This is a genomic window from Vannielia litorea, from assembly GCF_018424695.1.
Classification (GTDB): Bacteria; Pseudomonadota; Alphaproteobacteria; order Rhodobacterales; family Rhodobacteraceae; genus Vannielia; species Vannielia litorea_A.
The window spans coordinates 22,780-33,746 of the sequence record NZ_QTNQ01000043.1 but is presented as its reverse complement, the minus strand read 5'-3'; the positions used below and the strand labels follow the sequence as shown (position 1 = coordinate 33,746).

At 67.0% G+C, this 10,967-nt stretch carries 12 protein-coding genes and 1 pseudogene; 7 read left to right on the top strand and 6 right to left on the bottom strand.

Features of this window, described 5'->3' with window-relative positions; genetic code table 11:
- Positions 1-12: 12 nt before the first annotated feature.
- On the bottom strand, positions 13-855 hold the full coding sequence (mazG, locus tag DYI42_RS14640) for a nucleoside triphosphate pyrophosphohydrolase (protein ID WP_213546735.1): 843 nt from the start codon (positions 853-855) through the stop codon (positions 13-15).
- A gap of 59 nt (positions 856-914) precedes the next feature.
- Here mazG and DYI42_RS14635 point away from each other — a divergent pair, with 59 nt between their 5' ends.
- The 4 genes and pseudogenes from DYI42_RS14635 (at position 915) to DYI42_RS14620 (ending at position 3,931) form a co-directional block, all read left to right on the top strand.
- Positions 915-2,084: a M20 aminoacylase family protein gene (locus DYI42_RS14635; protein ID WP_213546734.1), complete on the top strand. Its 1,170-nt coding sequence runs from the start codon at positions 915-917 to the stop codon at positions 2,082-2,084.
- Between the two features lie 3 nt (positions 2,085-2,087).
- Positions 2,088-3,082 (top strand): annotated as a pseudogene (gene speB, locus DYI42_RS14630) (agmatinase).
- Between the two features lies 1 nt (position 3,083).
- On the top strand, positions 3,084-3,437 hold the full coding sequence (locus DYI42_RS14625; RefSeq protein WP_213546733.1) for a hypothetical protein: 354 nt from the start codon (positions 3,084-3,086) through the stop codon (positions 3,435-3,437).
- Positions 3,438-3,514: 77 nt separating this feature from the next.
- On the top strand, positions 3,515-3,931 hold the full coding sequence (locus DYI42_RS14620; protein WP_213546732.1) for a DUF1499 domain-containing protein: 417 nt from the start codon (positions 3,515-3,517) through the stop codon (positions 3,929-3,931).
- On the opposite strand, the gene DYI42_RS14615 is transcribed toward DYI42_RS14620, so the two are convergent.
- Entirely contained in the window at positions 3,870-4,148 is a 279-nt protein-coding gene (locus DYI42_RS14615) for a hypothetical protein (protein WP_213546731.1), read from the bottom strand. The genes DYI42_RS14620 and DYI42_RS14615 overlap by 62 nt on opposite strands.
- 61 nt (positions 4,149-4,209) lie before the next feature.
- On the opposite strand from DYI42_RS14615, the gene prfA reads away from it, so the two are divergent.
- From prfA to DYI42_RS14600, 3 genes are all read left to right on the top strand, one after another.
- Positions 4,210-5,265 (top strand): peptide chain release factor 1, encoded by a 1,056-nt coding sequence (gene prfA, locus DYI42_RS14610; protein ID WP_213546730.1) that lies wholly within the window; start codon positions 4,210-4,212, stop codon positions 5,263-5,265.
- Positions 5,262-6,101: a peptide chain release factor N(5)-glutamine methyltransferase gene (gene prmC, locus DYI42_RS14605; protein WP_244867940.1), complete on the top strand. Its 840-nt coding sequence runs from the start codon at positions 5,262-5,264 to the stop codon at positions 6,099-6,101. Before prfA ends, prmC begins: the two co-directional genes overlap by 4 nt.
- A gap of 225 nt (positions 6,102-6,326) precedes the next feature.
- A complete protein-coding gene (locus DYI42_RS14600; protein ID WP_213546729.1) occupies positions 6,327-6,947 on the top strand; it encodes a DUF4167 domain-containing protein in 621 nt (206 codons plus the stop codon).
- 349 nt (positions 6,948-7,296) lie between these two features.
- Here DYI42_RS14600 and rsmA read toward each other — a convergent pair whose 3' ends face one another.
- From rsmA to DYI42_RS14580, 4 genes are all read right to left on the bottom strand, one after another.
- Positions 7,297-8,133, bottom strand: coding sequence for a 16S rRNA (adenine(1518)-N(6)/adenine(1519)-N(6))-dimethyltransferase RsmA (rsmA, locus tag DYI42_RS14595; RefSeq protein WP_213546728.1), 837 nt, complete (start codon positions 8,131-8,133; stop codon positions 7,297-7,299).
- The gene (gene pdxA / locus DYI42_RS14590) at positions 8,120-9,133 is read right to left on the bottom strand and encodes a 4-hydroxythreonine-4-phosphate dehydrogenase PdxA (protein WP_213546727.1); all 1,014 of its coding nucleotides are present in this window, start codon (positions 9,131-9,133) and stop codon (positions 8,120-8,122) included. Before pdxA ends, rsmA begins: the two co-directional genes overlap by 14 nt.
- A complete protein-coding gene (locus DYI42_RS14585; protein WP_213546726.1) occupies positions 9,111-10,478 on the bottom strand; it encodes a peptidylprolyl isomerase in 1,368 nt (455 codons plus the stop codon). Before DYI42_RS14585 ends, pdxA begins: the two co-directional genes overlap by 23 nt.
- A 139-nt stretch (positions 10,479-10,617) precedes the next feature.
- Positions 10,618-10,965, bottom strand: coding sequence for a DUF6794 domain-containing protein (locus tag DYI42_RS14580; protein ID WP_213546725.1), 348 nt, complete (start codon positions 10,963-10,965; stop codon positions 10,618-10,620).
- Positions 10,966-10,967: the final 2 nt, after the last annotated feature.

Genomic DNA, 10,967 nt, shown 5'->3' with positions numbered 1-10,967 from the left:
GGGTTGGGGGCCTCAGCCTGAGGGCGCGGCAGCTTTCTCAGCCTGCTTGATGCGGGTCCAGAGCGCGTCCATTTCCTCCAGCGTGGCCTGCTGGGGCGTTCGGCCTTCGGCGTCGAGCGCGTCTTCTATCGCATTGAAACGGCGGGTGAACTTGGCGTTGGTGCGGCGCAGGGCGGCTTCCGGGTCTATCCCCTTGTGGCGGGCGAGGTTGGTGAGGACGAAGAGCATGTCTCCCATCTCGTCTTCCAGCGCGTCGGGATCGTCTTCGGCCTCGGCCAGTTCGGCGGCCTCTTCCTGGAGCTTGGTGACGACGTCCTTCACATCGGTCCAGTCGAAGCCGACGCGGGCGGCGCGTTTTTGCAGCTTGAGGGCGCGGGTCAGGGCGGGGAGGCCGAGGGCGACGCCGTCGAGCGTGCGGGTTTCGCCCTTGGCGGCGCGTTCGGCGGCCTTCTGCTTTTCCCAGTCGAGGGTTTGCTGTTCGGCCGATTTGTCGCGGCTCTCATCGCCGAAGATATGGGGGTGGCGGGCGACCATCTTGTCGGAGACGTTTCGGGCGATTGAGGCGAAGGTGAAATGGCCGTCTTCCCTTCCCATCTGGGCGAAATATACCGCTTGAAGCAGCAGATCGCCCAGCTCGCCTTCAAGCTCGCCCCAGGCTTCGCGCGCGATGGCGTCGGCCACCTCATGCGCCTCCTCGATGGTGTAGGGGGCTATGGTGGCGTAGGTCTGCTCGATGTCCCAGGGGCAGCCCTTCTCGGGGTCGCGCAGACAGGCCATGATGGCGAGGAGCCGCTGCATCTGGCGGGCGTCGTCTGCCGTTTGGTCAAAAATCAGCGGGTCTGTCGGGTCGGCCATTGAAGGTGGGCTCCGGATGGGATTTGGTGCGGGTATCTCAGGAGAGAGGAACCCAGCCCATGCCCATCGTCAACCGGATCGCCGGATATTCCGAGGAGATGACCGCGTGGCGGCGGCATCTGCACATGCATCCCGAACTGGGGTTCGACTGCCACGAGACGGCGGGTTTCGTGGCGGGCAAGCTGCGCGAGTTCGGGGTGGACGAGGTGCATGAGGGCATCGCCGAGAGCGGGCTTGTGGCGCTGATCCACGGCAAGGGCGCGAGCGCGCGCCGCGTGGGGCTGCGGGCCGATATGGATGCCCTGCCGATCGAGGAGGCGACCGGGGCGGCGCATGCGAGCACGGTGCCGGGCAAGATGCATGCCTGTGGGCATGACGGGCATACGACGATGCTGCTGGGGGCGGCGAAATACCTGGCGGAGACGCGCAATTTTGCCGGCTCCGTGGCGCTGATCTTTCAGCCTGCCGAAGAGGGTGGCGCGGGCGGAGAGGCCATGGTGAAGGCCGGGATCATGGACAGGTTCGGGATCACCGAGGTGTACGGCATTCACAATGCGCCGGGGATGGAGGAGGGGGCATTCTTGACGACGCCGGGGCCGATCCTTGCCGCCGTGGACAGCTGGGAAGTGAACGTGAAAGGCGTGGGCGGCCATGGCGCAATGCCGCACCAGACACGCGACCCGATCGTGGCGGCGGTGGGAATCGTCAGCGCGGTGAACACCATCGTCAGCCGGAACCATTATGCGATGGAGGAGCTGGTGGTGAGCGTGACCCAGATCCATGCCGGGAGTGCGGATAACATCATCCCCGACTCTGCGTGGATCAACGGGACGGTGCGCACGTTGGACCCGGAGGTGCGGTCGATGGTCCGCCTGCGGATGGGCGAGATCGTGGCAGGGCAGGCGGCGGCCTTCGGGGTAGAGGCGGAGCTGGTTTATCACGAGGGCTACCCGGCGACGGTGAACACGGCGGAGAACGCGGGATTTGCCGCAGATGTGGCCGATGAGATTGCCGGTGCGGAGCATGTGGAGCGCGCGGGCACGCCGGAGATGGGGGCGGAGGATTTCTCCTACATGCTGGAGGCGCGGCCCGGGGCCTTCCTGTTCCTCGGGCAGGGTGATGGCGCCTCGCTTCATCATCCGAAGTACGATTTCAACGACAGCGTGGCCCCGGTGGGCGCAAGCTTCTTTGCCCGGCTCGTGGAGCGGGCGCAGCCGGTGGAGGCCTGAGGGATGGCGCTGGAGGACGCGAAGACACAGGTAGATCAGGCGTTTACGCGGGAAAACCGGCGGGGCGCGAGCTTTGAGAACACCTTTGGCGGGGCGACGAGCTTTTTGCGGCGGCGTTATACCAAGGATTTGGCGGGTTATGACTTGGCGGTGACGGGCGTGCCGTTTGACCAGTCGGTGACGAACCGGACAGGCACCCGGCTGGGGCCGAGGGCGATCCGGGAGGCGAGCACCTTGCAGCCCTATGATCCGCCCTATGGCTGGGATTACGACCCGCTGGAGGAGCTGGCGATTGCCGATTACGGCGATATGGCCTTTGACTATGCCAAGGTCTGGGAGTTCCCTAAAGCGCTGGAGGCCCATGTGGCGGGCATTCTCGGTGCTGGCTGTGGGTGCATCACGCTGGGGGGCGATCACTCGATCACCCTGCCGATCCTGCGGGCACATGCGGCCAAGCATGGGCCGCTGGCCTATGTGCAGTTCGATGCCCATACCGATACATGGGTGGATGACGACCCGGAGCGGATCGACCACGGCACCTTTGCCTACAAGGCGGTGAAGGAGGGGCTGATCGACGTGGAGCGCGCGGTGCAGGTGGGCATCCGCACGGTGAACCCCGACACGATGGGGATCAAGATCATCGACGCGCCGGAGGTGCACGACATTGGCCCGCAAGCGGTGGCGGAGATGATCCGCGAGCGGGTGGGCGATGCGCCCTGCTACGTCAGCTTTGACATCGACGGGCTGGACCCGGCCTTTGCGCCGGGCACCGGCACGCCGGTGTGGGGCGGCTTGAGCAGCGCGCAGGCGGCGGCGATCCTGCGGGGCATGGCCGGGGTGAACGTGGTGGGGGCGACGTGGTGGAAGTTTCGCCGCCGTTCGACCATGGGGGCATTACAGCGGTTGCGGGTGCGCATGTGGCGATGGAGCTGATTTGCCTTTGGGGCGCCGGGCGGCGGAAGCAAGGGCGGGACACGTCCCGCCGGAAGGGAAGATGAGATGTTCAAGACGACGGTGACGGCCTGGCTGGTGCGGCTGGCGATCACATGGGTGGGCGCGGGCGTGATTGCGTTTCTGGTGGCGGATTACGTGCTTCGCAGCAATGTCGAGGCGGTGGGCGTTTCGATGGGTGAGGTCAGCGCCGGGATCGGGCGGCTGGAAGAGTCGGTGGCGGCGCAGGCGGCGGAAATCGCGGCCTTGAAGGCGGCGGTTGAGGCTGCGGAGGCACCGCAGCCCGAGGCTGATCCTGTGGAGGAGGCTGATCCTGTGGCGGCGCCTGAGCCCGAGGCGGTGGAGGAGCCTGCCGGTGAGACGTCTGCCGAAGAGGCGGCGCCCGAGGACGTGGCAGACTAGGAGCGCGCCAAAGTGAGGGCGCGGGGATTGTCGGCGGTCGGAATGAGTATTTTCAGCAAGAAAATGGAGTTGGGGCTGTGCTGAAGTGGGCTGTGGTGGCGCTGGTTGCGCTGTTTCTGGGCGCGATGGCCTGGGTGCGGCTGGCGCCCCTGCCGGAGGCGCGGCTGGAGGCCGAACCTGGGCCGGACGGGCCGGGCTGGCATGACCTGGAAGGGGGCGTAAAGCTTGTGATTCCCGGTGCCCCGAAGGATGCGGAGGCGCGGCTGAAGGCGGTGGCGCTGGCCGATGACAGCACCGTGTCGCCGCGTGAGGGCACCTATGTGACGCGGTCGCTGATCTGGCGATTTCCGGACATCACCCGGGTTTGGCGAGACAGCGCGGGGGCACTGCATGTGCATGCGCATCTCGTCTTCGGGCGCAGCGATCTGGGAGTCAACCGGCGCCGGCTGGAGCGGTGGATTGCGGAAGCTGGCCTGGGCGCAGGGAAGAGCTGAGGCAACCCGGCCGGATCTCGCGCCACATCGGCACGTTGAGCGACATCTGGCACTGTGCCGTAAAGCTGCGCCCGTCGACGGTGAGGCAGATGTTTTCGCCCAGCTCGATGCGGCTTCCCTTGCTGTCGGTGCAGTAGCAATCCACCGTCTTGCCGCCGATGGTGCCATCGGCGAAGGCGGGCGAGACCGTCAGGACAAGCACCAGAAGATACCTCATTTCAGCACCGTAGCACGAGCCGAGCCTTGACCAAAGCGTGGTGATGGGGGAGAGGAAACGCATGGTTTCAGACGACAGACTGGCGGAGATCACCGCGCGGTTCGAATATATCGAAGCGCGGATGAATGCGGGCGTGAGCGGCGAGGAAATTGCGCGGCTGGGGCGGGAGTATGCCGAGTTGAAGCCGGTTGTGGAGCAGATCGGCGCCTGGCGGCAGGTGCGGGCCGACCTGGCCGAGGCCGAGGCGATGCTGGCCGATCCGGAGATGGCGGAACTGGCCGAGGAGGAGCTGCCCGCGCTGAAGGGCCGCCTGCCGGAGATCGAAGAGGCTTTGCAGCTTGCGCTGCTGCCGAAGGATGCCGCCGATGCCCGGCCCGCGATGATCGAGATACGGCCTGGAACAGGTGGCGACGAGGCGGCCCTCTTCGCCGGAGACCTGCTGCGGATGTACCAGCGTTATGCCGAGGCACAGGGTTGGGGGTTCGACGTGATCGAATTTGCCGAGACAGAGCTGGGCGGTGTGAAGGAAGCCGTGGTGCATGTGAAGGGCGAGGGTGTCTTTGCGCGGCTCAAGTTCGAGAGCGGCGTTCATCGGGTGCAGCGGGTGCCGGAGACCGAGAGTGGCGGGCGCATTCACACCTCTGCGGCAACTGTCGCCGTGCTCCCGGAGGCGGAGGAGGTGGACGTGGACATCCCTGCCAGCGACATCCGGATCGACACCATGCGCGCGAGCGGGGCGGGCGGGCAGCATGTGAACACCACCGATTCGGCGGTGCGGATCACCCACCTGCCGACCGGCGTGGTGGTGGTGAGCAGCGAGAAGAGCCAGCACCGCAACCGCGAGATTGCCATGCAGGTCTTGCGCACGCGGCTCTATGACCTTGAGCGCCAACGGGTGGACAGTGAACGCAGCGCCGACCGCAAAAGCCAGGTGGGCTCGGGCGACCGCAGCGAGCGCATCCGGACCTACAACTTTCCGCAGGGGCGCGTGACAGATCACCGCATCAACCTGACGCTCTACAGCCTTGACCGGGTGATGCAGGGTGAGCTGGGCGAGATCATCGAGGCGCTGATTGCCGACGACCAGGCGAGAAAGCTGGCGGAGATGTCCGGTTGACGGGCGAGAGCCTTCAGGTCTGCCTGGCCCATGGCATCGCTCGGCTGGAGAGCGCGGGCATTGAGGGGGCGCAGCGTGAGGTGCGCCAGATTCTGGAAGCGGTGCTGGGGCTGGAGCCGGGGCTGCTGGTGGCGCGCTTTCGCCCGCTGGAGGCGTCGGAGATGCAGCGCTTTGATGCGTTCCTGACGCGGCGGGCGGCCCGGGAGCCGATGAGCCACATCCGCGGGTGGCGGGAGTTCTGGGGCCACCGCTTCGAGGTGACGCCGGAGGTGCTCGACCCGCGCCCGGAGACCGAGGTGCTGGTTGCCGAAGCACTGAAGGAGCCCTTTGCCGACGTGCTCGACCTTGGGTCAGGGTCGGGGTGTATCCTGTTGTCATTGCTTGCAGAATGCGCGTCTGCACGCGGCGTCGGGCTGGAGCTTTCGCCCGGTGCGATCGCAGTGGCTGAGCGGAACGCCGCGGCTCTGGGGCTTGCCGGGCGTGCCGGTTTCGTGCGGTCTGACTGGTATGAGCGGCTCAGGGGGCGGTTCGACCTGATCGTATCCAACCCACCTTATATCGCGGAGCAAGAGATGGCCGGGCTGGCGCCGGAACTTGCGCATGAGCCGCGAGCTGCGCTGACGGATGGCGCCGACGGGTTGAGCGCCTATCGCGCCATTGCCGAGGGGCTCGGGCATCATCTGGCACCTGGCGGGCGCGTGCTGGTGGAGATCGGGCCGACCCAGGGCGCGGCGGTGCGCGCCATCTTCGCCGCGACCGGGCTTGGCGAGATCAGCGTGCTGCCCGATCTGGACGGGCGCGACAGGGTGGTGTCAGGGCGGGCCGCGCGGCAATGAACCGGCGCATTCTTGCGCAATACTGCCGGTTTTGGGGGGTGACAGGCCGCTTCGAGGGTATTTTTTGCTTGTAACGGCCTCTCAGCGCCATATAACAGGATTGCAGAGGCGCGGTGCTTGGGCGCACGCCCTCTCGCTGTCACCCAATCGCCGACCCCACCATTTCAAGACCGCTGAGAAGCGGCCGGGTCTGGCAAAAACCGCAACAAGGCGGACCGTTAATACATGAGATCTTCCAAGTCACGTTCGCGTTCCAAGGGGAACCGCTCGCGCTCGATGGGCAATATCGTCAACCGGGTCTTCGATAGCTCGGGGCCAGAAGGCAAGGTGCGGGGCACGCCGCAGCAGATCATCGACAAATATCAGCAGCTTTTCCGGGATGCCCAATTGGGCAATGACCGTGTGGCGGCAGAGAATTTTCAGCAGCACGCGGAACACTACATCCGGATGCTGGGCGAGGCGCAGCGCGAGCAGCAGGAGCGCCAGCAGCAGCACAACAACAACCAGAACAACAATCAGAACAACAACCAGGGCAACCAGAACAACGTGCAGCAAGGCGGTGGCAACCAGGACCGCCAGCAGGGCGATGAGGGTGGCCAGCAGGGCGGCGAGGATCGTCCGAAGGAGCGCCAGAACGACCGGGGCAACGACCGCAAGGGTGGTGGCGGCTCGGACGTGATGGACGTGGTGGACACCGAGGAGAGCGGCGACAGCGGCCTCGTGGAAACGCCTGAGAGCAAGCCGCAGAAACCGCGCCGCAAGCGCACCCGCAAGCCGGCTGCGGAAGCCAGCGGCGGTGAGGGTGGCGGCGAAGGCAGCGGGGCCGAGACCAAGGCCGCCGAGTAGGTCGGATCGACTGACCGGACGTGAGACGCGCTCTTCGGGGCGCGTTTTGCGTTTGTGGGGGTACTGCGGATGTCGGTGCCCCGTGGCCCGTTTCGGAGTAGGGACGCTGCCCCGTCGCCACTTGGCTCGAGCCAGTGGCGCCCTCCGGGAGTATTTTCAGCAAGAAAATGGTGCGGGGTGAGCGTTTTGAGCGGGCGCGCGTTAAGGTTAACCGGAGTTAGGGTTAACATCGGTGCTGGTGTGACGTTGCCGAGATCGAGAGGGGCCAGGCTTGGCGAAGCAAAGGCATGGAGAGGGGAAGGGGCGCTTTGAGAGGTGAATGGCGTGCAGCGGGAGAGCCGTGCCAATCTCAGCCGAGGGTGCGGGCGAGGGCGGCGAATTGCGCGATGGAGAGGGTTTCGGCGCGGGCCGTGGGCTTGATGCCGGCCTCTTCGAGCTTGGCCTCGATCTCGGGGTGCATTCCTTTGAGGGCAGCCCGGAGCATCTTGCGGCGCTGGTTGAAGGCCTTGGCCACCACGCGCTCCATCATCACCGGATCGGCTGGATGGGCAGGCGCGGGCCGGGGCGTGAGGTGGACGACGGCGGAGGAGACCTTGGGCGGCGGGGTGAAAGCCTCGGGCGGGAGAGAGAGCGCGATGCGGGCTTCGGCCTTCCATTGCGCTAGAACGGCGAGGCGTCCGTAGGCCTTGGTGCCGGGCTGGGCCACGATGCGCTCGGCCACCTCGCGCTGGAACATCAGGGTGAGGCTTTGCCAGTAGGGCGGCCAGTCATGGGGCGTGAGCCAGCGGATCAGCAGTTCTGTGCCCACGTTGTAGGGCAGGTTCGCCACCACGTGGATGGGGGCGGTGAGGTGCTGGAGCGGGTCTATTTCCAGCGCGTCGCCTTCAAGCACCGTCAACCTGCCGGGGTAGGCCTCGGCGATCTCGGCTAGGGCGGGGAGGCAGCGGGCATCTTTTTCAATGGCCAGCACGCGGCGGGCGCCGTTGGCCAGCAGGCCACGGGTGAGGCCGCCCGGGCCGGGGCCGATTTCGAGCACGTCGGCCTCGCTCAGATCGCCGGGGATGCGGGCGATGCGGGAGGTGAGGTTGAGATCGAGCAGGAAGTTCTGGCCGAGCGACTTTTTGGCTGCCAGCCCGTGAGTGGCGATCACCTCGCGCAGCGGCGGGAGCCCGTCAATCTGCGCCATTGCGGCCTCTGGCGATGCTCATGTCGCGCGCCATTTCGAGCGCGGCGCAGAGGGAGGCGGGGGTGGCGATGCCCTTGCCGGCGATGTCATAGGCGGTGCCGTGATCGGGCGAGGTGCGGATGAAGGGCAGGCCGAGGGTGACGTTCACCGCGCTGTCGAAGGCGAGCGTCTTGGCCGGGATCAGGGCCTGATCGTGATACATGCAGACTGCCGCGTCATAGCGGGTGCGGGCGGCGGCGTGGAACATGGTGTCAGCGGGCAGGGGGCCGGTGAGGGCGAGGCCCTCGGCGCGGAGGCCATCGAGCGTGGCGGTGATCCAGCGCAGCTCTTCGGTGCCGATCTTGCCGCCTTCGCCTGCGTGGGGGTTGAGGCCGGACACGGCGATGCGGGGGGCGGTGAGGCCGAAATCACGGGTGAGGGCGGCGGCGGTGATGCGGATGGTTTCGCTGAGCAGCTCGGGTGTGAGTGCCGTGGGCACCTGAGCGAGCGGAATGTGGATGGTGGCGGGCACGACGCGCAGGGCCTCTGAGGCCAGCATCATCACCGGGGTCAGGTCGCCGCCCGCGAGGTGGGCCAGAAACTCGGTATGACCCGGGAAGGCGAAGGCGGCTCCCTCGATCAGCGCCAGCTTGGAGATGGGGCAGGTGGTCAGGGCGGCGGCGGCCCCGGAGCGCACTTCGGCCACCGCGCGTTCGATGGCGGCGATGGTGCCGGAGGCATCTGCCGGATCGGGCTGGCCGGGCTGGCTGTTGCCTGCGAAGTCGATCTCGATCAACGGCAGAGCGTCAGCCGCCACGGTGGCGGCCTCGGCGGCACTGGCGACCGGGGTGACGGGCAGGTGGGGCGGCAGGTGGCGACGGCTGCCGATATAGGCAAAAGGCAGGCGCGCGCGGAAGCGCTGCCAGGCCTTCACCGCGATTTCGGGACCGATGCCGGCCGGGTCGCCGCAGGAGAGGGCGATGGGGCGGGGCTGTGCCTCAGGGGTAGGTGATGATGGCATTGGCCCTGAGCTCGGCGAGGTAGCCTGCGGCGTAGCCCGCGACGATCTGGTTGACCAGCCGTTCGCGCACCGCGCGGCGGGTGACCTCGGGCACGCCGGGCACGGTGCCTTCGGGCTCGCTGCCCTCGGGGGCCTCTGCGGTTTCATCCGGCTCCACCGGCGCGGCGATGTTGCCGGTGCGCAGTGTGGGCTCGGGGCTGTCATCTTCCAGCGTGGCGACGGTGCGCCCGCACAGCATGAGAAACACCAGCGCATTGCCGGATGTCAGCGCCGTCGAGCTTTCGCCCGCGTCCAGCTTGGCCAACTCAAGAGCGATGTCGCGCGGAACGTCTTCTGCGGCGCGGGTTTCACGGGTGAGCCGCTGTGGCGGAAGGCCCTTGGCGACGGCGTAGAGATCATCGCAGGTATCGACGCGCTTGCGGACGCGGGCGGCCTCGGCGAGCGTCTCCTCGGTGCGGCCACCGGGGATGAGGAAGCGGGCGTATTCCAGCGCGATGGTCTCGTCGCCCGGTGCGTCGGTGTCGATCAGGCGGCGAAGTTGGAAGATCGCGATGGCGTTGGGGATCGGGAAAGGTTCGGTGGTGTCGCCAGGTGCCAGGGTGAGGAACGCCTGGGCAATGGGGCCCGGCAGGTTGCCCAGCGGGATCGGCTCCGGGATGCGGCCGCCACGGGCCCGCGAGGGGGACGCAGAGAAGCGGCGTGCGGCGGAGGAGAAGGCGGCCTCGGACATTGTGGTGCCGCCGAGTTCGGCCGCCCGGCGCTCGGCCTGTGCGGCGGCGGCGGGCGTGTTGGCGGGCAGGATGATCTCGGCGAAATCGACCGTCACGCCGCCGCCGCGCCGCGTTGTGGCGGAGATTGCGCGTTGGATGTCACCCTCTGTCACCTGGGCCTGTGCCCGCTGGGCAAAGCGTTGCGCCACCACCTGGCGCCAGAGCAGGCCGGCAGCGGCGAAATCGCGGAAGCTCTCGCGGGCAACGCCAGCCTGGGCCAGCGCCTGGAGAAACTCCTCGCGTGTCAGATTGGCGCGCCCGGCGAATTCGGCTTCGCCCTCGATGATTTCCTCTTCGGTCAGGGCCAGCCCCATTTCTTCGGCGGCAATGAATCGCAGGCGATCTTCGATGAGGGCTTCCAGCGCGGCTTCTTCGAGGTCGCCGGGCGTGCGGAAGAGCTTCAGCATGATCATCCGCTGCTGCACCTCGAAGTTGGTGACCGCGTTGCCGTTGATCATGATCACGGGTTTGAACAGGTCGGTCGAGGCGACTTGCGCCGTGGCGGGCAGACAGAGGAGCACCAGCAGAGCGGCCAGGGCGGACCGCATCAGGAGGGTGAAACGCGAATAGATCATGGGTGCCTGCAAGCTGTTCTGGTCATTGTTGGTGACTTATCGCAAAGGCGCAGAGGTTTGTCACGCCCGGTTGGCGCCGCACGGGTCTCGCGGTGCCGCGGGAAAAACCCGGCGATTGCGCAGCAGTGCAGAGCGCGGATCAGCGTTGGAGGCTTTGCCATAGTGCCCTGATTATGGCCATGGACGCCTCATCGGGGTGGGCAGCGCGCTGCTTTGTGCAGTCGAAGGCCAAATCGCGGTTGCCCTGCCAGAGGCCGAGGCTGTTGCGGATATGGGTGCCGAAGCCGTGGTGCAGCAGGATCAGCTTGTCTTCCGGCATCGCGGCAAGGCGGCGCCTTTCGTCGGGAGGCAGTTCGCGCGACAGACGGGCGACGGCTTCGGCGCAGGATTTGGGCCACGGCCTGTGCTGCGACTCGGCAATGGCCGCTGCGGCCGAGGCGGTGGATACGATGAGCAGCAGCGCGCAGCGCAGGAGAAGAGGCCGCATCG